Below are 23,316 nucleotides of genomic sequence, written 5' to 3' on the forward strand. Positions count from 1 at the left end.
GTGTCCACTTCGCTTGAAAACGCTCTGCTAGCTTGCCGGATCGATCGCCGCCGACGGCGTTCCGCCGGCCTCGATCGCCTCGCCCGCGGCAAGGCAGAGATCCTCACGGTAACGGCCGGAGACCAGTTGAACGCCGACCGGAATCCGCCCCACCAGTCCCGTCGAAACCGTTAGCCCGGGCAGGCCCATGAAGGGAATGGCAATCTGCGGCAATTGGGCGTGCCACACCCTCGCAAAAGACGCCTCGTCCTTGCGGTCGAGGTGATCGGGGAACGGCAATTCGCCGGATACCGGCATCAGCAGCACCGCGTATTGTTCGAAGAATTCCAGCCATTCACGGGTCAGCGTCGCGCGCCGGGTCAGCGCCCTCGAGAACGCCGCGGCATCGAACGGAAACACTTTTGTCCGGCTGCCGCGCAGACAGGCCAGCGCGCCGGGATCGCCCTCACGCTCGGCGGTCTCCAGCTGCGCCTCATAGCTGTCGCCGAGCCAGAGCTTGGTCTGCAGATCGGCGGGCTCGCGCAGCGGCGGTGTATTGGTGATTTCCTCGACGATCCAGCCCGCGCGCTCCAGCCGCTTGCCGGCATCGGCAACGGCGGCTTTCACCTCGGGCACGGGATCGAGGCCATCAGGATTGAGGCACATCGCGACGCGCTTTTGCACCGGCGGGCCTTCCAGCGGCGCCGGGACCCACCAGGGATCGCGATAATCCCGGGCCGACATCGCCGCCAGGGCAATCCTGATGTCGCCGATGGTCCGGGCCAAGGGTCCCGATACCGCGCTGATCTGGGGACCAATCGTGCGCTCGGGGAGCGCGGCATTGAATGCCGGAATCCGGCCCATCGTCGGCCGCAGGCCATGGACGCCGCAGGCGTAGGCCGGGTAGCGGATCGAGCCAGCGATGTCGGTGCCATGCGCGATATGCCCGATGCCGGCCGCGACCGCTGCACCCGCGCCGCCCGAGGAGCCGCCCGGCGTGATGCCGGGATCGCGGGGGTTTTTGGTATCGCCATGCACGAGATTGGTAGTGAACCAGCGATAGGAAAAGGCCGGGCAATTGGTCCGCCCCAAAATGACGGCGCCGGCCTTGTAGAGATTATCGATCACGGGGCTGTTGGTCGTAGCAATCGCGTCGCGCTGCAGCTTCAGGCCGTTGGTGGTGGCAAAGCCCGTCTGGTCGATATTGACCTTCACGGTAATGGGTACGCCGCCCAGGGGGCCGACATCTTCGCCCCGCCCGATCGCGGCATCGATGGCCGCGGCCTGCGCCAGCACCTCGGCCGGCTTGTGGTCGACCACGGCATTGATCCTGGGATTGACCGCGTCCAGCCGCGCCAATGCGGATGTGGCCGCCTCCGTTGCCGAGACCTTTTTTGTCTTGATCAGCGAGGCCAGCTCCGCGGCCGACAGGCGCCAGATTTCTTGCATGGGAAACTCCGTTTGACCGCCTTGTAGCGCCGCGCGAACAGCAACGCCAGCCGGGGCCGTGAACCAGGGTTTAGCGCAAATGGGCAATGAAATGAGCGAGATCGGCGATCTGCTCTGATGTGATCGGACCCATCACGTCGGCCATGCTGCCGTCATAGCCGTGGCGGCTATTGTCCTTGTATTCGCCAAGCGTCTTGGCGAGATAATCCTCGCGCTGGTTGGCGATCCGCGGCACGTTTTCCTTGCCGGAATAATCCGGGTTGTGACAGCTGTTGCAGCGATGCTGCTGCCCCAGCGTCTGGCCGCGCTGCATCCGCGCGGGATCGCCGGCCTCAGCTGGTGGTGTGGGTTTGGGTATCTTGGCGATGAAATCGGAGAAGGTGCGCAGATCGTCGTCGGTCAGCGCCTTCGCCATCTCGTTCATCGGCTCGAAGCTGCGCAGCTTCTCGCGAAACATGAAGAGCTGGATCAGCGTGTAAGGCGCCTGCTGCGCGCCGAGCGAGGGCGTGTTTTCGGTCTCGGACTGTCCGCGCTCGCCGTGACAGGCCAGACACGGCGCGATGCGATCCTGGAAGGTTTCCGCGCTTGCCATTGAGGCGATCAGGGTGAACGCCAGCGCCGTTATTGTTCTATGCATCGGACTTCCAGGAATGCCTGTCATTCCGGGGCGATGCGCAAGCATCGAACCCGGAATCTCGAGATTCCGGGTCTGGTGCTAACGCACCAGCCCGGAATGACCACGTAGCTTGTTCGTCGCGTTGCTCCTCACAATGACGAACTTCCGATCACTTAGCGCCCGCCACCTTCTGCTTGCCGTAGGTGATGCGATAGACGGCGCCGTTGTAGTCGTCGGAGACCAGCAGCGAGCCGTCCTTCAGCTGCAGCACATCGACCGGGCGGCCGATGTACTTGTTGTCCTCGACGAACCCGGTGAGGAACGGCTCCACGGATTTGACTGACCCGTCCTTGTTCAGCCGGGCGATGAGGACGTCACCGCCGACCTTCTTGGTCCGGTTCCACGAACCATGGCGGGCGATGAAGATCGCGTTCTTGTAGGACTTCGGGAACATGTTGCCGGTGTAGAACCGCATGCCCAGCGCTGCGGAATGCGGGCCCAGCAGGCCGACCGGCGCAGTGTAGTCGCTGCAGGATTTTCCCCAGCCGAATTCGGGATCGACGATGTTGCCCTGCAGGCAGTAGGGCGCGCCGAAATGTTCGCCGACCTTGGTGATGCGGTTGAGCTCATCCTCGGGCACGTCCTCCGACATCCAGTCGCGGCCGTTGTCGGTGAAATAGAGCTGCTTGTTCTCCGGATTCCAGTCGAAGCCGACGGTGTTGCGCACGCCCCTGGCGATCACTTCGGCGCCGGAGCCGTCGAGATTGATGCGCTTGATCAGGCCGTGCGCGTCGCTGTGCAGCACGTTGTTGCCGGGTTGCCCGACCGGAATATACAGCTTGTTGTCCGGACCGATGCCGATGAACTTCCAGCCGTGGGCTTCATCCTTGGGCAGATCGGAGTAGATCACGGTCGGCTTCGGCGCATTGTCCAGATTGTCCTCGATCTTGTCGATCCTCGAGATCTTCGACAGTTCGGCGATGTAGAGCGTGCCGTTCTTGAACGCGAGGCCGTTCGGGCGATAGAGGCCGGAGGCGATCACCTTCACCGAGCGCTTGCCGTCCTTGTTGACGACCGCATAGACCTTGTCGATCAGGCGGGTGCCGGCAAACACCGTGCCCTTGTCGCCTTCGATCAGCGAGCGCGCGTTGGCCATCCCGGCGGCGTAGACTTCGATGTTGAAGCCGGCCGGCACCTTCAGCTTGGCGGTCGGCAATTTGTCGGGCGCGGCGGGGATGGGCGGCGGTGCGATCGGTGCGAGCTTGGCGGCGGCTTCATTATCGGCAGGCCGGCCGATCAAGGGCGAGCCCGGCGGAAGCGGGGCTGCGGCTGCCGGCGCCGCACCTGCCGCAGGCGGCGTGGCGGGCTGCTGCGCTGCAGCGTTCAATGTCAATGCACCGAAAAAAGCACCGGCCAGCAATAGGCTGCGCGGCGCCGACGAATAGCTCATCATGGCATTCTCCCTGGCGGAAGCCTTATCCTCGCGCGGCAAACATCATCCGCCGGTGGCCCCCCGGGCGGCACTCTCTAATATTTGTCCGTACATTTGCAATCGGAAAACATCGCTGACCCATCATCCAGCGCCATTCCCCGGTGCGCAATTCGCACCTGAGATTCACGCTGACGCGCGCCCCGGAATGACGGTGGCTGAATCAATGCCGGGTGATGGAGCGATCCGGCGTGTCGAGAATGGCCTCGGTGAACGGAAACTCGAGCACGATCTCGCCCTCGTCGTCCGTGACCTCGATGGTCGCGTTCAGCAGCGCGCCGTCAGTGCCTTCGGTCTTGAGCAGTTCCCGGATCATGGCGCGCGCCATTTCCCAGGCGCGGTCGGGATCCCGCAGCACTTCGCCATCGGGATCGGAAATCAGCTCATCGCCGATACGGGTGTTGAAAAAATAGCGTGGCATCGGCGGTAACCTACTCCATGGATGCCCCGCAGCCGGGGGCCAGCCCATTTTTCACAAGTTCTTTATCTGAAGCCGGCAGCGCTCCGTCGAACGGAAAATCAGCATTCGCGGCGTTGCGATCAACCCGGAAACGCTTGATCCCACGCAGTTTTGACCGCGGGCCTCCGCACAAAAACGTGAATTATCTCGCGATGCAACATGAAAACACGGAAGGCATGCGGCAAAAAGATTTCACTGGCGAACTTTCTGATCCGCAGTACCTTATCTCCGAGGGCGGAGTTCGTCCGGTATCAAAAGGAGCGCTTAATGGCCTGGAAAGCACCGAAAATCGTCGAAGTGCCGGTCGGCATGGAAATCAACATGTATGCGTGCGCCGCCCGAAAGTAACCGGCAGCGATCGCCAAGGTTTTAGCGAGGTGGATCTTTGGGCCTGACACGTTCCCGAACGCGGAACTGTGTCTTTGGCCCGGATCCACCTCGTAGCGTTTTGACCTTACCCGTTTGTGCCCAAGTTTTGAATTTGCCAGGAGACGGATCATGCTTCGCGTCGTCGTCCTGGGCGCCGCGGCGGGTGGCGGTGTTCCGCAGTGGAACTGCGGATGTCCGGTGTGCCGGACGGCCCGCAACGAACATCCCGAACTCCAGAGCACGCAGGCCTCGATCGCGGTCAGCGCCGATGGCGAGCACTGGTTCCTGATCAACGCCTCGCCGGATCTGCGCCAGCAATTGACCGCGACGCCGCAGCTTCATCCCAAGGCAGGCCAGCTCCGTCACAGTCCGATTGCGGGCGTCATCCTGACCAATGGCGAGATCGACGCGGTTGCAGGCCTGCTGTCGATGCGCGAGGGATCGCCCTTCATCCTCTATGCGCATGAGCGGGTGCTTGCGATCCTCAAATCCAACAGCATCTTTAATGTGCTGAGCGAAAAGAACGTGAAACGCCAGCCGATCGCGGTCGACCGGGCGTTCGAACCTGACTTGCCCGATGGCTCGCCATCCGGCATCGAAATCCTCCCCTTCGAAGTTCCCGGCAAGGGCGCCTGGTATCTCGAAGGCAAGGCGCATCCGGCCGGCGGCAGCGGTGTGGGCGATACGCTCGGGCTTCGAATCCTGGACAAAGCCAGCGGCAAATATCTCTATTTCCTTGCTGCCTGCGCGCGGGTGACCGACGATCTGAAGTCGCGGCTGAAAGGCGCCGCACTGGTGTTCTTTGACGGCACGGTGTGGCGCGACGACGAACTGGTTGCCGCGGGCCTCGGCAACAAAACCGGGCAAAGCATGGGACACATCTCGATGTCAGGCGAGAACGGCGCGATCGCAAGCCTTGAAGGACTCGACATCGGGCGCAAGATGTTTTTGCATATCAACAACTCCAACCCCGCCTTGCTGCACGGCTCGGACGAGCGCAAAACCGCCGAGCAGGCCGGCTGGCACATCCCCGCCGATGGAATGGAGATCACACTGTGAGCGTCGTGCCCGTCACCAGAATGACCGCGCTATCGATCGGCAAAGGCATTTCGCTCAATAACGCCGAGGAACTGGAGGCAACGCTGCGCCACATCGGCGCGACGCGCTATCACAACCTGCATCCGTTCCACCGGCTGCTGCATGGCGGCAAGCTCAACAAAGGCCAGGTGCAGGCCTGGGCGCTGAACCGCTATTTTTACCAGAGCACGATCCCGCTCAAGGACGCGATGGTGATCTCGCGATTCCGCGACCGCGCGACCCGCGTCGAATGGCGGCACCGGATCGAGGACCACGATGGCGATCTCGGCTCCGAAGGCGGCATCGAGCGCTGGCTCAAGCTGACCGAGGGCCTCGGGCTCGACAGCGCCTATGTGGAATCGACCGAAGGCATCCTGCCCGCGACGCGCTTTGCGGTGGAGGCCTATGTGCATTTCTGCCGCGACAAGACGCCGCTCGAGGCGATCGCCTCCTCGCTGACGGAACTGTTCGCGCCGAACCTGCATGAAGAGCGCATCTCGGGCATGCTGCAGCACTATGATTTCGTCAATCCCGACATCATGAGCTATTTCAGCCGCCGCCTGCAGCAAGCGCCGCGCGACGCCGGATTCGCGCTCGACTACGTCAAGGCGCACGCCAGGACGCCGGCGGAACGCGAGGCGGTCTGCAACGCCCTGATCTTCAAGACCAATGTGCTATGGGTTCAGCTCGATGCGCTGTATCATGCCTATGTCGACGGCCACATACCGCCCGGCGCGTTCGTGCCCCAAGGGGACTGAAGCCTAAGAACCGAAACCAAGAACCGGGATTTAGCGATCGATGGCTTTGGGCCGCAACATCAGTGTCAGCGAGGCGAGCCGGCCGAAATTGCCGCGGCACGCCAAGCTGAAATTCGATGAGACGCGGCAGGTCTGGGTGATCCTGGCGCCGGAGCGCGTGCTGGCGCCGGACGAAATCGCGGTCGAAGTGCTGCAGCTTTGCGACGGTGTTCGCAGCGTCTCTGCTATGATCGATCAGCTGACCGCGAAATACGCCGCGCCGCGCGAGGCAATTGCAACCGACGTCATCGCAATGCTGCAGGACCTCGCCGACAAGGGCTTTCTGACCGAAGCGCGCGAGAAGACGTCATGAGCGACATCCTCACCGACGGCAAAGCGGCAACCGCGCCCCATGACGGGCTCTCGGTGCTGGAACAGCGGCGCTCGACCGCGGAGACGTTCGGCATTCCGCTCGCGGTGCTGGCCGAGCTGACGCACCGCTGCCCGCTGCAATGCCCCTATTGCTCCAACCCGCTTGAGCTCGACCGCGGCGGCACTGAGCTGACCACCGAGGAATGGAAGAAGGTTCTGACCGAGCTCGCCGAAATCGGCGTGCTGCAGATCCATTTCTCCGGCGGCGAGCCGACCGCGCGCAAGGATCTGGTCGAACTGGTCCAGCACGCCAGCGATGTCGGGCTCTACAGCAATCTCATTACCTCGGCGGTGCTGCTGACACGCGAAAAACTGTCCGCTCTGGCCGATGCCGGGCTGTGCCACGTGCAGATCAGTTTTCAGGGCAATGAGCCCATGGTGGCCGACCGCGTCGCGGGCCTGAAGAAGGCGCATGAGAAGAAGCTGGAGGTCGCGAGGTGGACGCGCGAGCTCGACCTGCCGCTGACGGTCAATGCCGTCATGCACCGGCAGAACCTGCACCAGCTTTCCGACATCATCCAGATGGCGGTCGATCTCGACGCCGACCGGCTCGAGGTCGCCAACGTGCAGTATTACGGCTGGGCACTGAAGAACCGCGCCGCCTTGATGCCGACGATGGCGCAGATCGAGGAGACCAGCCGGCTCGTCGAGGAAGCCGAAGTGCGGCTGAAGGGCATTCTCGCGATTGACTACGTCGTGCCGGATTATTACGCGCTGCGGCCGAAGAAATGCATGGGCGGCTGGGGCCGGCAATTCTTCAACATTTCACCTGCCGGCAAGATCCTGCCGTGTCACGCCGCCGAGAGCATCACCGGGCTCGAATTCCTTTCGGTGCGATCCAATCACTCGATCGCCTGGATCTGGCAGAATTCCGAAGCTTTCAACCGCTATCGCGGCACCGGCTGGATGCCTGAACCGTGCCAGAGCTGCGAGTTCAAGGAGATCGATTTCGGTGGCTGCCGCTGCCAGGCCTTTGCGCTGACCGGCGATGCCGGCAATACCGATCCGGCCTGCACGCTGTCGCCGATGCACGAGCAGATCTTCAAGCAGGCCGAGCAGGAAGCGGCCTCCGACAATAACCGTTTCCTCTATCGCAATTTCGCCGGCGGTACGCTGGAGACGGAAGGCGAGCATGGCGCCTGACGCCGACGCCGGAAAATCCGCCAAACGCGCCGATCCGTTTGCACCGCTGACCTCGGAGCAGCTCGATGTCGGCGATGGCCACGACATCTATGTCGAAAGCGTCGGCCGCATCGGCGGCATTGCGGCGGTCTATCTGCATGGCGGGCCCGGCAGCGGTTGCCAGCCCGATCACCGCCGGCTGTTCGACCCCGAGCGTTTCCACGCGGTGCTGTTCGACCAGCGCGGCGCCGGCCGCAGCCGCCCCAAGGGCAGGCGTGAAGACAATACCCTGCCGCATCTGATTGCGGACATGGAGAGGATCCGCGAGAAATTCGGCTTTGAGCGCTGGATGATCGTCGGCGGCTCCTGGGGCGCGACGCTGGCGCTGGCGTATGCGCAAGCGCATCCCGACCGCGTCACCGGCATCGTGCTGCGCGCCACCTTCCTCGGCACCCGCAAGGAGATCGAGGATGGATTCCTCGAGGTGCTGCCGCGCTTCTATCCGGCGCTGCACGCGGAGTTCCTCGACGTGTTGCCGCCAGCGGAACGCACGCACCCGATCGACGCATATTTCCGCCGCATCCTCAATCCCGATACCGCCGTGCATGGCCCGGCCGCACGGGCATGGGGCGAGACCGAACGCATCCTCTCCGAGCACACGCCCGGCCGCGCCCGGCTCGATCCGGTCAACTCGTCGCGCGCCCTGCCCGCCACGCCGTTCATGGAAGCCCATTATTTCGCCAATGACTGCTTCATGAGGCCGAGCCAGCTGATCGAAGAGGCCGGCAGGCTCGCTGACATTCCCGGCATCATCGTGCAGGGCCGTTATGATTTGCTGTGCCCGCCGGCGACCTCGCATGCGCTTGCCGCGGTGTGGCGCGAGGCCGAGGTTCGCCTGGTCGAAGGCGCCGGCCACACGCTGTACGATCCCGGCGTCCGCGACGCCGTGATGAAAGCGGTCGCGGACATGGCTTCCAAGATTACCAGATAGGGATTTTCGAAATGCCGATAGCCGGAAAAGGCATGCTGCTGACGTCGATGAACATCGATGCCGCCGACGAGGCCGAATTCAATCGCTGGTACGACTGCGAACATCTCGAGGAACGCGTCGCGATGCCCGGGTTCCTCGAAGCGCGGCGCTATGTCGCGCACGATGGCGACCCGAAATATCTCAGCCTTTATTCCACCGAAACCATCGAGGTGCTGGACAGCCCGTTCTACCGCACTGCGCTCGCCAACCAGACTGCCTGGTCGAAGGCCAACATTGCCCGCTTCAAGAACATGATCCGGGGCGTTTCGCGTATCACCATCAGCCGCGGCACCGGCCGCGGCGCCGCGCTCGGCATCATCCGGCTGCGCCCTTCTTCCGGCGGCGAGGATAAGTTGCGTGCCGCACTGCGGGATCAACTCGATCCCGCAAAACTCGACGGCATCATCTCCATGCACCTGCTGGAGAACAATCCGGCGCTGTCGAAACCGATCACCGATGACCCCGCAGCGCCCAATCCAGGCGCCGGCGACTGGTTCGTGCTGATCGACGCCACCGATGTCAGCGCGGTCCCGGCGGCCGCAGCGCGCTTCAAGGACAACGCCGCGATCAAGCCGCTGGTGGTTACAAGCGGTATTTACCGGCTGATGTGGGACCTCGCGAAGAGCGATCTGCCCAGCGCGTAACATTGGCGACAATGCGGTGCGTTCATGCTGCACCGCCATATAATATCAGCGAGTATTAACGTTCACGCGTGCCTGCATTGAAAGCTGGCAATCGCGCAAATTTGCCTTTGTGACTCGTCTGGAATGGCTCTAAGCTCCGATAAGATAAGCCTATGATCCAATTCAAAAACCACAAGAACGCCTACTGAGCGTTCAGGCAACAAGGCCGCGTTCGGATTGCTGACGCGGAAAAGGTAGGAATGAAACCGACTGACATCTCGGCGCCGGACTACTTTCACAAAGTGGTTGATTGCCAATGGGCCTGCCCCGCTCACACGCCAGTTCCCGAATACATCCGTTTGATTGCCGAGGGGCGTTATAGCGACGCCTACATGATCAACTGGAAATCGAACGTGTTTCCCGGAATTCTGGGACGCACCTGCGATCGCCCATGCGAGCCGGCCTGCCGCCGCGGCCGCGTCGAGGAAACACCGGTTGCGATCTGCCGGCTGAAGCGGGTCGCCGCCGATTTCAAGGACGACGTCAAGCACCGCATGCCGAAGGTATCGGCAAAGAACGGCAAGCGCATCGCGCTGGTCGGCGGCGGTCCCGCTTCGCTTGCGGTGGCGCGCGATCTTGCGCCGCTCGGCTATCACTGCACCGTGTTCGATGCCGACCCCAAGGCGGGCGGCATGATGCGCAGCCAGATTCCAAAGTTCCGGCTGCCGGATTCGGTGATCGACGAGGAAACCGATTACATCCTGGGCCTCGGCATCGAGTTCAAGGGCGGTCATCGCGTCGACAGCCTGAAGACGCTGATGGCTGAAAATTACGACGCGATCTTCGTCGGCTCCGGCGCGCCGCGCGGCCGCGAGCTCGACATCCCCGGCCGCAAGGAGGCCGCCGCCAATATCCATATCGGCATCGAATGGCTGGCTTCGGTTTCGTTCGGCCATGTCGAGAAGATCGGCCGCCGCGTGATCGTGCTCGGCGGCGGCAACACCGCGATGGATTGCTGCCGCACCGCGCGCCGCCTCGGCGGCGAAGACGTCAGGGTGATCGTGCGTTCCGGCTTCGAGGAAATGAAGGCGAGCCCCTGGGAAAAGGAAGACGCCATCCACGAGGACATTCCGATCCTCAATTTCATGGTGCCAGTGGCATTCAAGCATGTAGCCGGCAAGCTCATCGGCGTCACCTTCCAGAAGGTGAAGGCGGAATATGACGCCAAGGGCCGGCGCAACCTGGTGCCCGCGGGCGAGCCGGACCAGACCATTCCCTGCGACGATGTGCTGGTCGCGGTCGGGCAAGAAAACGCCTTCCCCTGGATCGAGCGCGACTGCGGCATCGAGTTCGACAAGTGGAACATGCCGCAGGTCGATGCCAAGACTTTCGCTTCGACCAACCCGAAAGTGTTCTTCGGCGGTGACGCGGCGTTCGGCCCCAAGAACATCATCTGGGCGGTGGCGCACGGGCATGACGCCGCGCTGTCGATCCACAAGATGCTCTCCGGCGAGGACATCACCGAGCGCCCGCTTCCCGAAGTGAATGTCTCGTCGCAGAAGATGGGCATCCACGAGTGGAGCTACGACAACGACATCTCCGCCGACAAGCGCTACAAGGTGCCGCACCGCGACAAGGTGATCGCCCTCAAGGACATCCGCGCCGAGGTCGAGCTCGGCTACGACGTCAAGCTCGCGCTCGGTGAAGCGCAGCGCTGCCTGAACTGCGACATTCAGACGATTTTCAGCGCCCCCGCCTGCATCGAATGCGACGCCTGCGTCGACATCTGCCCGATGGACTGCATCACCTTCACGGAGAACGGCGAGGAAGAGGACCTGCGGACACGGCTGAAGGCGCCCTCGCCGCATCACGACCAGGCGCTCTATGTCGCCGATGGGCTCAAGACCGGGCGCGTCATGGTGAAGGACGAAGACGTCTGCCTGCATTGCGGGCTCTGCGCCGAGCGGTGTCCCACCGGAGCCTGGGACATGCAGAAGTACCTCATCGATATGACTCACGCGGGATCAACATGTCAGACCAAAGCCCGATCAGCAGCGTAAACGACTTCGTCGTCCGTTTCGCCAACGTCAACGGCTCGGGTTCGGCCAGCGCCAACGAGCTGTTCGCGCGCTCGATCCTGCGCCACGGCGTGCCGGTGAGCCCGCGCAACATCTTTCCCTCCAACATCCAGGGACTTCCGACCTGGTACGAGGTGCGGGTGACCGAGGAAGGCCATCTCGGCGCCCGCGGCGGCGTCGACATGATGGTGGCGATGAACCCGCAGACCTGGGACAAGGACGTCGGCTCGATCGAGCCCGGCGGCTATCTGTTCTACGATTCCACCAAGCCGATGCCGACGTCGAAATTCCGCGCCGACATCAACGTCATCGGCGTACCGCTGACCGCGATCACCAACTCGACCTATACCGATCCGCGCCAGCGCCAGCTGTTCAAGAACATCATCTATCTCGGCGCGATGTGCGCCCTGCTCGACATGGACCCGAAGATCGTCGAGCAATTGATATCAGAACAGTACAAGGGCAAGGAAAAGCTGTTGTCCTCGAACGTCCACGCGCTGCATCTGGGCCGCGACTGGGCGTTGCAGAACCTGAAATGCCCGATTGGGCTGCAGGTGAAGAAAGCCGACAAGGTCGGCGACCGCATCTTCATGGAAGGCAACAGCGCGGCCGCGCTCGGCGCCGTCTATGGCGGCGCCACCGTCTGCGCCTGGTATCCGATCACGCCGTCGTCGTCGGTGGCGGAGGCCTTCACCAGCCACTGCAAGAAGCTGCGGCACGACCCCGAAACCGGCAAGGCCAAATACGCTATCGTGCAGGGCGAGGACGAGCTTGCATCGATCGGCATGGTGATCGGCGCCTCCTGGAACGGCGCGCGCGCCTTCACCGCGACTTCCGGGCCCGGCGTCTCGCTGATGACGGAATTCATCGGCCTCTCGTACTTCGCCGAAATTCCCGGCGTGATCATGAACATCCAGCGCGCCGGCCCCTCGACCGGCATGCCGACGCGCACCCAGCAATGCGACATCATCGCCTGCGCCTATGCTTCGCACGGCGACACCAAGCATATCCTGTTGTTCCCGGAAGACCCGGCGGAAGCGTTCGAATTCGCGGCGCAATCGTTCGATCTCGCCGAGCGGTTGCAGACCATGATCTTCCTGATGCTCGACCTCGACATCGGCATGAACCACCGGCTCTGCCGTCCACTGAAGTGGGACGACGCCCGGCAATATGACCGCGGCAAGGTGATGACCGCAGAGATGCTCGACGAGCCCGGCCGCGATTTCGGCCGCTATCTCGACGTCGACGGCGACGGCATTCCCTACCGCACCTATCCCGGCACGCATCCGACCAAAGGCTCGTTCTTCACCCGCGGTACCTCGCGCGACCGCTATGCGCGCTATTCGGAAGAAGGCGCCGTCTACGCCGACAACATGCAGCGGCTGATGCGCAAGTTCGAGACCGCGCAGGACATGGTGCCGCGGCCGCTGCAGGCCAACGCCGCCAAGCCGACCAAATACGGCGTGATCTATTTCGGCTCGACCGCACCGGCGATGGACGAGGCGATCGGCCTGCTCGAGGCGCGCGGGCACCACCTCGACCGCATGCGGATTCGCGCCTTCCCGTTCCACTCCAGCGTCGCCAGCTTCATTGCCGACCATGACTTCGTTTACGTGGTCGAGCAGAACCGCGACGCCCAGCTGCGCCAGTTGATCGTCAACGAGAACGGCATCGATCCGGTGCGGTTGGTGCCGATCCTGCACTATGACGGCACTCCGATCACCGCGCGCTTCATCGCCAGCGCCATCGGCGACCATCAGGACCATCTGAAAGTGACTCCTCTCCGCAAGGCCGTGTCATGACCTACATTGCAAAACCGAAATTCCACCATCCTGGCCTGCCGAAGAACGATCTCGGCTACACCCACCGGGACTACGAGGGCAAGATTTCGACGCTGTGCGCCGGCTGCGGTCACGACTCGATCACCGCCTCGATCATCGAGGCCTGCTACGAGTTGTCGATCGAGCCGCATCGCGTGGCCAAGATCTCCGGCATCGGCTGCTCCTCGAAAACGCCGGACTATTTCCTCGGCAATTCGCACGGCTTCAACTCGGTGCACGGCCGCATGCCGTCGGTCCTGACCGGCGCCAACCTCGCCAACCGCGACCTGATCTATCTCGGCGTCTCCGGCGACGGCGATTCCGCCTCGATCGGCTTCGGCCAGTTCGCCCATTCGATCCGGCGCGGCGTCAACATGACCTATATCGTCGAGAACAACGGCGTTTACGGCCTGACCAAGGGCCAGTTCTCGGCCACCGCCGACCGCGGCTCGAAATCCAAGAAGGGTGTGATGAACACCGACAACGCCATCGATCTGGTGGCGATCGCACTGCAGCTCGGCGCCAGCTTCGTGGCGCGCAGCTTCTCCGGCGACAAGACCCAGCTGGTGCCGCTGATCGCCGCCGCCATCCGTCACAAGGGCGCGTCATTCATCGACGTCATCAGCCCCTGCATCGCCTTCAACAACCACGCCGGCTCGACCAAGAGTTTTGACTACGTCCGCGAACATAACGACGCGGTCAACCGCCTCGACGTCATCACCAGCCGCGACCCCATCACCGTCGATTATGCCCCGGGCTCGGTGCAGGTGGTGGAGCAGCACGACGGCACCAGGCTGGCGCTACGCAAGATCGACGCCGATTACGACGCCAATGACCGGCTGGCGGCGATGACCTTCCTGCAGAAGCACGCCGCCAAGGGCCAGGTGGTAACCGGCTTGCTCTATGTCGATCCCGACGCCGAAGACATGCACACCCATCTCGACACCGTCGAGACGCCGCTCAATACGCTGGAAGCCAAGGAATTGTGCCCGGGCTCGTCAGCGCTGGAAAAGATCAACGCCAGCCTGCGTTAGCGCATGCAGTCGTCAGGCTGCAACGTCGATGCATCCTGCGATATGAGCTTTAGCCTCGGAAGCAGGCATCGGTTGGCGTGCCTGCTTGCGTCCAAGCAGTCATCGCGGCCGCGCTGCCGACAATAAGCCCGACCGGATTCGTTATCCACGGAATCCGACGGGCGTGCTATGGCTGCTCGACCACGCGTCGATCCACTTGCCGCCGTAAATTTTTTATCATTCATAGTTGAGAGATATGATGGGGCACAAACCTGCCGCGATTGCCGCGGCCATGGCGGCAGCGATCCTTTGGACCGTCGGCAATGCAAGCGCAGCCCCCAAAAGCAAGCCGAACCAGATCAAGTACGAATATGTGTCGCCAAAGGACCCGGCACATCAGCCGATCCACGACCAAATGAAGCAAGGCCGCGCACTCGAACACCTGCAGGAACTGCTTAGTCCACTCCGCCTTTCCTACCCGCTGACGCTGAAGGTCGCGGGTTGCGGCGCCGCAAACGCCTGGTACGACGATGAAGTCATCACCGTGTGTTACGAAATGCTGGCGGACATCCTGAAGAGCGCGCCGCCGCAAGACCTTCCCGGCGGATTATCCCGGGCCGACACTGTGCTGGGCCCAATTCTCGCGGTGTTCCTGCACGAGACCGCGCATGCGGTTTTCAACATGCTGCAAATACCCGTGCTCGGCCGCGAGGAAGATGCCGCCGATCAGTTCGCCGCCTACGTCATGCTTCGACTAGGCAAGGACGAGGCCCGCAGAATGATCCTGGGCTCCGCCTATCATCATGCGATTCAGATGCCGGGAACGCATGTCACCGTTCCGATCCAATCGCTTTCTGGTGAGCATTCGACGCCGGCGCAGCGGACGTTCAACATACTGTGCGTCGCCTATGGCGCAGACAAGACGTTGTTTGCCGACGTCGTCGAAAGGGGCTTCCTGCCCAAGGACCGGGCCGAGGTCTGCGCAAGGGAATACGATGACCTCAACTTTGCCATGACCAAGCTGATCAAGCCGCATATTGACCAGCGCCTTGCCGGAAAATTTCACGGAACCTGGGCACGAACCGTCAACGCCCGTCGCGCAAACCTGGCGCGTCGATAGGATTTGGGGACGCGGGAACAGCCGACACCTAACCCACCCCGCGGCCGACCAGCGAATTGTGCCTCGGCTCGTCAGCGCTGGAAAAGATCAACGCCGGCCTGCGGCAGAGCGGGACGTACGAAGAAAGGGTCTGCCGAGTGCACCCGACCTTATTGTGCGCGTCTCAATGCGGTTGCACTGGTAGCAACGGAAAACCTTGATGAGTGGCTTGGCCCCGATAGCGGGCAGCTTGCCTAACAGCCGCATTTCGGCGTGGCACTTTTCGCAAACTCGGATTTCCCGTATTGGCTGACCCATCTCGATAGGATGTGTACGAAACCAGTCGGAACAATGGAGTTTTGCTCCGTAAGACTACGGCAAAAGAAAAGCCGCCCTTTCCGAGAGGGCGGCGATTAATGGAGTCTTAGGCTGGTCGTGCCGAAGATCGACCCTCTTGTGAACGCTCAAGGAAGAGGTTCCACCGTGCTCAAGGACGGTACTTATGCGGCATGGTTCAAGACCCCGGTAAGCCAAGGCACTGGCATCGTCCATGTTGCAAACGGCAGGATCTGGGGGCGCGACGGCGTCATGACCTACGAGGGGTCATGCGAAGTCGACGGAGACCGATTCACCGCAGTCGTCATCACAAGAAAACACACCGACGGGCTGCCAACCGTATTTGGCGATGATCAGGAACTCGAGCTTAAGCTGCAGGGAACGTGCACCGGCAAGATAGCGACCTACATCGGAACGGCGGAACAGTTCCCAGGCCTGCTCCTGGAGGGAACGCTCATTTACAACCAGCAGGCGCGCGCCCCGGAGGCGAGCGAGCCCATACCAGCATTCGATCCGCACAAACTGCCGAAGTTGCCGACGCGCGGGCGCTGATCGCTCGGGATCGCCGGAGTAGCTACGCCACCGCGGCCAGCCCGCGCGGGTTGGCGACGTATTCCTTCAGCACCTTGCCGGTCGCGTCGACCTCGACCAGCGAGACGTTGTAGGTCCAGAGGTCGGCGAGGTGCTGCAGCACGCGCTTGGCGTCGGTGTCATTGAGCTGCGCGCCGTTCAACACGGTATGGCGCAGCATCAAATGACGATCGCCGGCGAGATCGACATCGACGACTTCGATATTGGCATCGATGAAGCCGACATCGTACGTCCGCGACAGCGCGCGGCGCACGCGCCGATAGCCGCGCTCGTCGTGGATCGCATCGACCTTGATGCCGGCGGTCTCCGCCGGATCATCATGCAAATGGAACATGCGGAAGTGCCGCATCAGCCGCGGTGAGAGGAACTGGCTGATGAAGCTCTCGTCGCGGTAATTGGCCCAGACATCGCGGAGCACGCCCATCGTATCGCCCTTGCCGGCGATATCCGGGAACCATTCGCGATCCTCGTCCTCGGGATTGGTCACGATGCGCTCGATATCCTGCATCATCGCAAAACCGAGCGCGTAGGGGTTGAAGCCCGAGAAATATTTACTGTCGAAGTCGGGCTGGAATACGACGTTGGTATGCGACGACAGGAATTCGAGGAAATTGCCGTCGGAGAGCCGCCCCTGCAGGTGCAGCCGGTTCACGATGCGGTAATGAACGTAGGTCGCGGTGCCCTCGTTCATGACCTTGGTCTGGCTCTGCGGGTAAAAATACTGTGCGATGTGCCGCACGATTCGCAGCAGCTCGCGCTGCCAGGGCGCCAGGCGCGGCGCGGTCTTTTCCAGGAAGTACAGGATGTTTTCCTGCGGCAGGCCGAGCAGCGCACGGCGGCGATCGGCGCTCAGCGTTGCCACGCTCTTGACCGGTCCGGTCGGAATGGTCCGCCACAAATCATTGAACACGCTTTCTTCGTGCTGGCGGCGATACTGGGCCCGTTTCTCCTCGACGCGCAGATCGGGCAGCTTCTTGCCGGGATAGCGGTTGATGCCATGCGACATCAGCGCGTGCGCTGCATCGAGCGTCTGCTCGACCGCCAACCGGCCGTGGCGATCCTCGCACTGCGCGACGTAGGTCTTGGCGAACTCGAGATAATCGAGAATGCCGTCGGCATCCGTCCACTGCTTGAACAGATAATTGTTCTTGAAGAAATGATTGTGGCCGAAGGCGGCGTGCGCGATCACCAGCGTCTGCATGGTCGCGGTGTTCTCCTCCATCAAATAGGAGATGCACGGCGACGAGTTGATGACGATCTCATAGGCCAGGCCCATCAGGCCCTTGCGGTAGGACGCCTGCTGATAGGCGAAGTGCTTGCCGAACGACCAGTGCTTGTAGAACAAGGGCATGCCGACCGAGCAATAGGCGTCCAGCATCTGCTCGGCCGTGATCACCTCGATCTGGTTCGGATAGACGTTGAGCCCGAGTTCGGACTCCGCGATCTCCTCGCAGGCGTCGTGGATCCGCTGCAGCGTCGGGAAATCCCAATCGGCGCCCTGAAACAGCCGCTTGTCTGTCATGGTGCCCTTTCCTGTCTTACACGGCGCTGGAAGAGATCGTGAAACACCGGGAAGATTTCGCTGCGCTCGCAGACCTTGCGCATCGACAACGGCGCACCGGCGAGGCGCAGGCGCTCATACAACGTCCATAGCGACGAATCCGGCATCTCGAAGGTCAGGCCGGCATCCTGGCCGACCTCGAGATAGGCAAAAAACTGGCTGACCGGCAGAATCTTCTCGGTCAGCAGCCGGCCCGCCACCTCGCCGTCGGACGTGGAATTGTCGCCATCGGAAGCCTGCGCGGCGTAGATATTCCAGTCCGCCGGGCGGAACCGCGAACGCACGATCTCGTGCATTTCCTGCAGTGCACTCGACACCAGCGTGCCGCCCGATGCCGGGCCATGGAAGAATGTATCCTCGTCGACCTCTTCGGCGCGGTCGGTATGGCGGATAAAGACGATCTCGACATGGCGATAGCGCCGCTTCAGGAAGACATAGAGCAGCGTGTAGAAGCGCTTGGCGAGATCCTTCATATGCTCGGTCATCGAGCCCGAGACGTCCATCAGGCAGAACATCACGGCCTGGGCTATCGGCTTCGGCGTGGTCTCGAACCGCCGATATCGGATGTCGATCGGATCGATGAACGGGATCCGCTTGGCCTTGGCTTTCAGGGCTTCGATCTCGGCCAGCAGTTCGGCGCGGCGCGCCTCGTCGCCGCAAATCAGCAGCTCGGCTTCGAGGGCCGCGATCTCTTCCGGCTTCGGCCGCCGCAATGCCACGCGCCGCGCCATCGCGCGGCTCACGGTACGGGGAATGGAAATATTCGCCGGCGAACCTGATGTCGCATAACCGGCGCGGCGGATTCCTTCGCTCTCCACCTCGGCAAGCTTGCGCTTGGCGAGATCAGGCAATTCGAGATCGTCCAGGAACAGGTCGACGAATTCCTCGCGGCTGAGAACGAAGCGGAACGCGTCTTCGCTGTCGCCCTCACCCGCGCCGCCGGCCTTGCCGCCCGAGCCGCCCGAGCGCGGCAGCATGTCGCCTTCGATGAACTTCTTGTTTCCGGGAAGCACCATGTCGCGGGTGCCGCCTTCACGGCGGAACCGCGGCTCGTCCATGCCGTCGAGCGGTATGCTGACCACGCCGCCTTCCAGGACATCCTTGATGTCCCGGTCGTGCGAGGTCTTCTTGACCGCCTGCTGAACCAGCGCCTTCGCCCGGCGCAGGAACCGCTGACGGTTCTCGAGACTCTTGCTGCCCGGATTCAGCCGCCGGTCAACGATGTGAATAGCAACCACTTCGCATCCGCCTCAGCCGGCTTGCTTCACGCGCATGTACCATTCGACGAGCCGGCGGACCTGCCGTTCGGTGTAACCGCGGTCCACCATCCGCGCGACGAAATCGTCGTGCTTCTTCTCAGTTTCGCCGTCCTTTTTCGAGCCGAACGAAATGACGGGCAGCAGATCTTCCACTTGCGAGAATATCCGCTTTTCGATCACCTCGCGAACCTTTTCATAGCTGGTCCAGCCCGGATTCTTGCCGCCGTTCTGGGCCCGCGACCGCAGCGAGAACTTCACGACCTCGTTACGGAAGTCCTTCGGGTTGGCGATGCCCGCAGGTTTCTCGATCTTGGTCAGCTCCTGATTGAGCAATTCACGATCGAGCAATTGTCCGGTGTCGGGATCCTTGAAGTCCTGATCTTCGATCCAGGCGTCGGCGTAATCCACGTAACGGTCGAACAGGTTCTGGCCATAATCCGAATAGGATTCGAGATAGGCTTTCTGAATCTCGTTTCCGATGAACTCGGCATATCGCGGCACCAGTTCGGCCTTGATGAATTCGAGGTAACGCTTTTCGGTCTCATCAGGGAGCTGCTCGCGACGGATCGACTGTTCCAGCGCATACATCAGGTGAACGGCATCCGCGCCGACCTCCGACGTATCGTGATTGTAGGTTGCGGCGAGCACCTTGAACGCGAAGCGGGTCGAGACGCCGTCCATGCCTTCGTCGACGCCGGCGGCATCCTTGTATTCCTGGACGCTGCGGGCCTTGGGATCGGACTCTTTCAGGCTTTCGCCGTCATAGACCCGCATCTTTGCAAACACGGTGGAGTTTTCGTGACGGCGCAGCCGCGACATCACCGAGAAGCGCGCCAGCGTCTCCAGCGTCGACGGCGCGCAGGGCGCGGCGGCGAGTTCAGAGCCCTGGATCAGCTTCTCGTAGATCTTCTGTTCTTCGGTGACGCGCAGGCAATACGGCACCTTGATGACGCAAATGCGGTCGATGAAGGCTTCGTTGTTCTTGTTGGTCTTGAAGCTCTGCCATTCGGACTCGTTGGAGTGCGCAAGAATGACACCGGTAAAGGGGATCGCACCGATGTTTTCGGTTCCGATGTAATTCCCTTCCTGCGTCGCCGTCAGCAGCGGATGCAGCATCTTGATCGGCGCCTTGAACATCTCGACGAATTCGAGGATGCCCTGGTTGGCGCGGTTCAAGCCGCCGGAATAGCTGTAGGCGTCGGGGTCGTTCTGGGCAAAGGTTTCCAGCTTGCGGATGTCGACCTTGCCGACCAGCGAGGAGATGTCCTGGTTGTTTTCATCACCCGGCTCGGTCTTGGCGACCGCGATCTGCCGCAGCCGCGACGGCTGGATCTTGGCGACACGGAATTGCGAGATGTCGCCGCCGAACGATTCGAGCCGCTTGTAGCACCACGGGCTCATCAAGCCGTTGAGGCGGCGGCGCGGAATGCCGTATTTTTCCTCGAGCATCGGCCCGAGTGTTTCCGGGTCAAACAGGCTGAGCGGGCTTTCGAAGACGGGACTGAGTTCGTCGCCGGCCTTCAAGACATAAATGGGGTGAACTTCCATCAACGCCTTCAGGCGTTCGGCGAGCGATGACTTGCCGCCGCCGACGGGCCCGAGCAGATAGAGGATCTGCTTGCGCTCTTCGAGGCCTTGAGCGGCGTGCCGGAAGAATCCGACGATGCGCTCGATCGTTTCCTCCATGCCATAGAAGCCGGCAAAGGCCGGATAGGTGCGCATGGTGCGGTTCAAAAAAATACGGCCAAGGCGTTGGTCCCTGGCCGTGTCGATCATCTGAGGTTCGCCAATTGCCGCGAGCAACCGTTCGGCCGCATTCGCATATTTAAGCGGATCGCTTCGACACGATTCCAGATAGTCCGCCATCGACATGTCGCTCTGACTTCTGGCTTCGAAGGAGCGAGCAAACGCGTTGAACAGAGAATCGTTGTACATAGATTCATCTCCTCATGGTTCAGCTATAACGTAGGATGCGCTGGCCAAGTTCCAAGCCCCGGCAAGCCTCCTGCGTACCCAATCGCGAATCACCAACAGCAGATGTGATATCTGACACGCGACTGACTCCCTCACGCAATGCAATAGTCATGCTAAACGACTCGGGAGCTCAAGAATGTACTGGAATCCACTGAATCTGTAACCGGAGTGCAACATGCGGCATCCGGAGAAGTACTGGTTTTTCAGGTAGATGAACGAACCTGCAGAATTCGCGCGGTTGAACACGCGCCGCCGCAATGCTTGTCGATTCATTAATGCACGCCGCGCGCGGCGTCCGTTCAGCGCGTTGGACCATAACGGGCGATCGGAAATCCAGATCACTCCAGGCTGCGTCATCCTCGGCAGATCATCTCTCTGTTCGGTGTCGTTCGACGAATCCAAACGCGCGAATTCCGCTTCTCGGGCTTATGCCACTCACCACGACGGGTGACGTTTGCGTTCTCGTCGGCATGAACGCCGTCACGGCGGCGTTCATTGCGACTGTAATCAAGTCCCGAACGCGGCGAACCGATACAAGAGGCTCGCGCGCTAGTACTTTTGGATTAGTCCGGCGCAACCAATTCGCCGGTCCTCCTGAGTGCGGCGCAAAAACGAAACCCGCGTTGCGTCCAATTGGGTCAGGCGTGCCCCAGGTCATGGTCCGAATTGGACACCGGCCGGGATTTATTGTGCAAGGCACAATGCGGGCAAATCATGGGGCGCGAATGGGCGCATCGCCCAATATTTAGGCAAGCGGCTGCCAGCAGCACGGTTTTCCCGCCAACTGCCTGAAATTGAACGCAGCCGCGGCCGCCTGCGACCAATCAACAGATCGAAGCCGAACCTTGGCGGCGCCTGGCGCCGCACCGCTTCCGTGCGGACGGTCGGTGTGTCACGCATTTAGGACGATCATGAAGCGTATCTTCCTGTGTACCCTCACGCTGGCCGCGATGGCCTCGCTTGCCGGCCCCGGCCATGCCCAGGACGGCGTCGACAAGGCAAGAGCTGCCGCCTTCGACAACAGGATGTTCGCCGGCCCCCTCGGTCAAAAGACCTATGCCTGCTTCGTCCGCCGCTATGACGCCAACCACTTGGCGCAGCATCCCAGGCAAAAAGTCAGCGCGATGAAGCTGCTGGTCACCGCCGAAAATCCGCCGGAAGAGAAGATCACCAATTACTCCTTCCGCATCGGCGTCAAATACCGGCATCGGCCGGGCAATTTCGACTCCAGCGGCTATTGCAACCATGTCGTCGCCGAGGACAAAGGCAACGAGATCCGCTTCGGCTGCGGCATCGATTGCGACGGCGGCGGCATCGATGTCGCGATGAAGGACGACAAATCCGCCATCATCCGGCTGGAGCGGATCAGGATCTGGGAGCGCAGCAAGCCCGACGACGATGCCAGCAATGATCTGGTAGCCGGCGCCGACGACAAGATTTTCCGGGTCGATCGCGCCGATCTGCGCGAATGTGCCGAGCTGGTGACCGACCGCAAGGAACTCGCGGCGCTCAGGCATAAGTGACAGCTTTAAGGCAATCGAGTTGGAGGACGCCATGCATCGACGCAGCATCTTGTGGGCCGCGGCGTCCGCTTTCGGCGCCGCCTTTGCCGCCTCGCGCGCCAGCGCGGCCACCGAGGCGCCGCCGACGAAAAAACTGAAAGTGGTCTATCACCTCAACGACCTCGACAAGGTCAGCTCTGTCGTCGGCAACATCCAGAACCATCTCGACGGCGTCGGCGGGCCCGACAACGTCACCATCGCTCTGGTCGTTCACGGCCAGGCGCTGCGCGCGTTCCACGCGTCCGCGGCCAATCCCGATCTGACACGGCATATCGGCCAGTTCGCCAAGGCCGGAATTGAACTCGCCGTCTGCGGCAACACCATGAAATCTCAGAAAGTCGGCCTCGCCGATCTCCTGCCGGGCTTCATTTCCGCCGACCAGGGCGGCGTGGTGCGCATCGCCGAGTTGCAATCGCAGGGCTATCTCTATCTGCGACCCTGATCGCAGTCTGCGATCGTGATCGCGGCGTCCGCTTTCCCGTCACAAAATTGTGCTGGATTTCGTCAACTCCCCGGGCGCTCATCCCGGGGATCGAACGGATGCAGGCGGCGTTATCCCACCGGATACACCCATTCCGACCGGCAGCCATTCCATCCACTTGCCACCCACTTGCCATCCACGTGTTGACATTCCCGCCTC

21 protein-coding genes are annotated in these 23,316 nt (G+C 62.0%); 14 read left to right on the top strand and 7 right to left on the bottom strand.

Translation table 11 applies throughout. From position 1 onward, the window contains the following. Window positions 1-27: 27 nt before the first annotated feature. From JQ597_RS23295 to JQ597_RS23310, 4 genes are all read right to left on the bottom strand, one after another. Entirely contained in the window at window positions 28-1,428 is a 1,401-nt protein-coding gene (locus JQ597_RS23295; RefSeq protein ID WP_212266898.1) for an amidase family protein, read from the bottom strand. Between the two features lie 70 nt (window positions 1,429-1,498). Then, the gene (locus JQ597_RS23300) at window positions 1,499-2,065 is read right to left on the bottom strand and encodes a c-type cytochrome (protein ID WP_212266900.1); all 567 of its coding nucleotides are present in this window, start codon (window positions 2,063-2,065) and stop codon (window positions 1,499-1,501) included. A gap of 148 nt (window positions 2,066-2,213) precedes the next feature. Continuing rightward, window positions 2,214-3,497 carry a PQQ-dependent sugar dehydrogenase gene (locus JQ597_RS23305; protein WP_212266902.1) on the bottom strand — a complete coding sequence of 428 codons (1,284 nt, stop codon included), beginning with the start codon at window positions 3,495-3,497 and terminating at the stop codon, window positions 2,214-2,216. Window positions 3,498-3,696: 199 nt separating this feature from the next. Then, a complete protein-coding gene (locus tag JQ597_RS23310) occupies window positions 3,697-3,954 on the bottom strand; it encodes a DUF6894 family protein (RefSeq protein ID WP_192740088.1) in 258 nt (85 codons plus the stop codon). Window positions 3,955-4,260: 306 nt separating this feature from the next. Between JQ597_RS23310 and pqqA the strand changes: the two genes are divergently transcribed. From pqqA to JQ597_RS23370, 12 genes are all read left to right on the top strand, one after another. Beyond that, window positions 4,261-4,341 (top strand): pyrroloquinoline quinone precursor peptide PqqA, encoded by an 81-nt coding sequence (gene pqqA / locus JQ597_RS23315; RefSeq protein WP_012029362.1) that lies wholly within the window; start codon window positions 4,261-4,263, stop codon window positions 4,339-4,341. Window positions 4,342-4,491: 150 nt separating this feature from the next. Further along, entirely contained in the window at window positions 4,492-5,421 is a 930-nt protein-coding gene (gene pqqB / locus JQ597_RS23320; protein ID WP_212266904.1) for a pyrroloquinoline quinone biosynthesis protein PqqB, read from the top strand. A gap of 20 nt (window positions 5,422-5,441) precedes the next feature. Next, a complete protein-coding gene (gene pqqC, locus JQ597_RS23325; protein WP_212266989.1) occupies window positions 5,442-6,197 on the top strand; it encodes a pyrroloquinoline-quinone synthase PqqC in 756 nt (251 codons plus the stop codon). A gap of 40 nt (window positions 6,198-6,237) precedes the next feature. Then, entirely contained in the window at window positions 6,238-6,549 is a 312-nt protein-coding gene (gene pqqD / locus JQ597_RS23330) for a pyrroloquinoline quinone biosynthesis peptide chaperone PqqD (RefSeq protein WP_212266907.1), read from the top strand. Further along, a complete protein-coding gene (gene pqqE, locus JQ597_RS23335) occupies window positions 6,546-7,751 on the top strand; it encodes a pyrroloquinoline quinone biosynthesis protein PqqE (RefSeq protein WP_212266910.1) in 1,206 nt (401 codons plus the stop codon). Before pqqD ends, pqqE begins: the two co-directional genes overlap by 4 nt. Next, complete coding sequence (pip, locus tag JQ597_RS23340) at window positions 7,741-8,721, top strand: prolyl aminopeptidase (RefSeq protein WP_212266913.1); 981 nt, start codon at window positions 7,741-7,743, stop codon at window positions 8,719-8,721. The genes pqqE and pip overlap by 11 nt, the downstream gene beginning before the upstream one ends. An 11-nt stretch (window positions 8,722-8,732) precedes the next feature. After that, window positions 8,733-9,404, top strand: coding sequence for a DUF4286 family protein (locus tag JQ597_RS23345; RefSeq protein WP_212266916.1), 672 nt, complete (start codon window positions 8,733-8,735; stop codon window positions 9,402-9,404). Window positions 9,405-9,643: 239 nt separating this feature from the next. After that, a complete protein-coding gene (locus JQ597_RS23350) occupies window positions 9,644-11,443 on the top strand; it encodes an FAD-dependent oxidoreductase (protein WP_212266919.1) in 1,800 nt (599 codons plus the stop codon). Further along, on the top strand, window positions 11,413-13,263 hold the full coding sequence (locus JQ597_RS23355; RefSeq protein ID WP_212266922.1) for a 2-oxoacid:acceptor oxidoreductase subunit alpha: 1,851 nt from the start codon (window positions 11,413-11,415) through the stop codon (window positions 13,261-13,263). Before JQ597_RS23350 ends, JQ597_RS23355 begins: the two co-directional genes overlap by 31 nt. Beyond that, window positions 13,260-14,315: a 2-oxoacid:ferredoxin oxidoreductase subunit beta gene (locus JQ597_RS23360; RefSeq protein WP_212266925.1), complete on the top strand. Its 1,056-nt coding sequence runs from the start codon at window positions 13,260-13,262 to the stop codon at window positions 14,313-14,315. The genes JQ597_RS23355 and JQ597_RS23360 overlap by 4 nt, the downstream gene beginning before the upstream one ends. Before the next feature lie 238 nt (window positions 14,316-14,553). Next, window positions 14,554-15,414: a DUF4344 domain-containing metallopeptidase gene (locus tag JQ597_RS23365; protein ID WP_249148123.1), complete on the top strand. Its 861-nt coding sequence runs from the start codon at window positions 14,554-14,556 to the stop codon at window positions 15,412-15,414. 462 nt (window positions 15,415-15,876) lie between these two features. Further along, window positions 15,877-16,281, top strand: a complete 405-nt coding sequence (locus JQ597_RS23370) for a hypothetical protein (RefSeq protein WP_212266996.1) — start codon at window positions 15,877-15,879, stop codon at window positions 16,279-16,281. A 22-nt stretch (window positions 16,282-16,303) separates the two neighbouring features. Here the strand turns inward: JQ597_RS23370 and JQ597_RS23375 are convergent, their stop codons facing one another. Genes JQ597_RS23375 through JQ597_RS23385 form a run of 3 tightly spaced genes read right to left on the bottom strand, consistent with a single transcriptional unit; the run spans window position 16,304 to window position 21,075 of the window. After that, window positions 16,304-17,842, bottom strand: coding sequence for a SpoVR family protein (locus tag JQ597_RS23375; protein ID WP_212266928.1), 1,539 nt, complete (start codon window positions 17,840-17,842; stop codon window positions 16,304-16,306). Further along, a complete protein-coding gene (locus tag JQ597_RS23380; protein WP_212266999.1) occupies window positions 17,839-19,110 on the bottom strand; it encodes a YeaH/YhbH family protein in 1,272 nt (423 codons plus the stop codon). Before JQ597_RS23380 ends, JQ597_RS23375 begins: the two co-directional genes overlap by 4 nt. 21 nt (window positions 19,111-19,131) lie before the next feature. Further along, window positions 19,132-21,075 (bottom strand): PrkA family serine protein kinase, encoded by a 1,944-nt coding sequence (locus JQ597_RS23385; protein ID WP_212266931.1) that lies wholly within the window; start codon window positions 21,073-21,075, stop codon window positions 19,132-19,134. A 950-nt stretch (window positions 21,076-22,025) separates the two neighbouring features. Between JQ597_RS23385 and JQ597_RS23390 the strand changes: the two genes are divergently transcribed. Next, window positions 22,026-22,637, top strand: coding sequence for a hypothetical protein (locus tag JQ597_RS23390; RefSeq protein ID WP_212266934.1), 612 nt, complete (start codon window positions 22,026-22,028; stop codon window positions 22,635-22,637). Window positions 22,638-22,668: 31 nt separating this feature from the next. Continuing rightward, window positions 22,669-23,118 carry a DsrE family protein gene (locus JQ597_RS23395; protein ID WP_212266937.1) on the top strand — a complete coding sequence of 150 codons (450 nt, stop codon included), beginning with the start codon at window positions 22,669-22,671 and terminating at the stop codon, window positions 23,116-23,118. The last annotated feature ends 198 nt before the right edge of the window (window positions 23,119-23,316 follow it).

This window comes from Bradyrhizobium sp. AUGA SZCCT0177 (assembly GCF_018130125.1).
Lineage (GTDB): Bacteria > Pseudomonadota > Alphaproteobacteria > Rhizobiales > Xanthobacteraceae > Bradyrhizobium.

Bases quoted from the DNA above. Each gene is read 5' to 3' on its own strand.
- JQ597_RS23390 (WP_212266934.1), top strand. From the start codon at position 22,026: ATGAAGCGTATCTTCCTGTGTACCCTCACGCTGGCCGCGATGGCCTCG.
- JQ597_RS23355 (WP_212266922.1), top strand. From the start codon at position 11,413: ATGTCAGACCAAAGCCCGATCAGCAGCGTAAACGACTTCGTCGTCCGT.
- JQ597_RS23385 (WP_212266931.1), bottom strand. From the start codon at position 21,075: ATGTACAACGATTCTCTGTTCAACGCGTTTGCTCGCTCCTTCGAAGCC.
- JQ597_RS23300 (WP_212266900.1), bottom strand. From the start codon at position 2,065: ATGCATAGAACAATAACGGCGCTGGCGTTCACCCTGATCGCCTCAATG.
- JQ597_RS23350 (WP_212266919.1), top strand. From the start codon at position 9,644: ATGAAACCGACTGACATCTCGGCGCCGGACTACTTTCACAAAGTGGTT.
- pqqC (WP_212266989.1), top strand. From the start codon at position 5,442: ATGACCGCGCTATCGATCGGCAAAGGCATTTCGCTCAATAACGCCGAG.
- JQ597_RS23375 (WP_212266928.1), bottom strand. From the start codon at position 17,842: ATGACAGACAAGCGGCTGTTTCAGGGCGCCGATTGGGATTTCCCGACG.
- pqqB (WP_212266904.1), top strand. From the start codon at position 4,492: ATGCTTCGCGTCGTCGTCCTGGGCGCCGCGGCGGGTGGCGGTGTTCCG.
- pip (WP_212266913.1), top strand. From the start codon at position 7,741: ATGGCGCCTGACGCCGACGCCGGAAAATCCGCCAAACGCGCCGATCCG.
- JQ597_RS23310 (WP_192740088.1), bottom strand. From the start codon at position 3,954: ATGCCACGCTATTTTTTCAACACCCGTATCGGCGATGAGCTGATTTCC.
- JQ597_RS23365 (WP_249148123.1), top strand. From the start codon at position 14,554: ATGGGGCACAAACCTGCCGCGATTGCCGCGGCCATGGCGGCAGCGATC.
- JQ597_RS23395 (WP_212266937.1), top strand. From the start codon at position 22,669: ATGCATCGACGCAGCATCTTGTGGGCCGCGGCGTCCGCTTTCGGCGCC.
- JQ597_RS23345 (WP_212266916.1), top strand. From the start codon at position 8,733: ATGCCGATAGCCGGAAAAGGCATGCTGCTGACGTCGATGAACATCGAT.
- pqqA (WP_012029362.1), top strand. From the start codon at position 4,261: ATGGCCTGGAAAGCACCGAAAATCGTCGAAGTGCCGGTCGGCATGGAA.
- JQ597_RS23360 (WP_212266925.1), top strand. From the start codon at position 13,260: ATGACCTACATTGCAAAACCGAAATTCCACCATCCTGGCCTGCCGAAG.
- JQ597_RS23305 (WP_212266902.1), bottom strand. From the start codon at position 3,497: ATGATGAGCTATTCGTCGGCGCCGCGCAGCCTATTGCTGGCCGGTGCT.
- pqqD (WP_212266907.1), top strand. From the start codon at position 6,238: ATGGCTTTGGGCCGCAACATCAGTGTCAGCGAGGCGAGCCGGCCGAAA.
- pqqE (WP_212266910.1), top strand. From the start codon at position 6,546: ATGAGCGACATCCTCACCGACGGCAAAGCGGCAACCGCGCCCCATGAC.
- JQ597_RS23295 (WP_212266898.1), bottom strand. From the start codon at position 1,428: ATGCAAGAAATCTGGCGCCTGTCGGCCGCGGAGCTGGCCTCGCTGATC.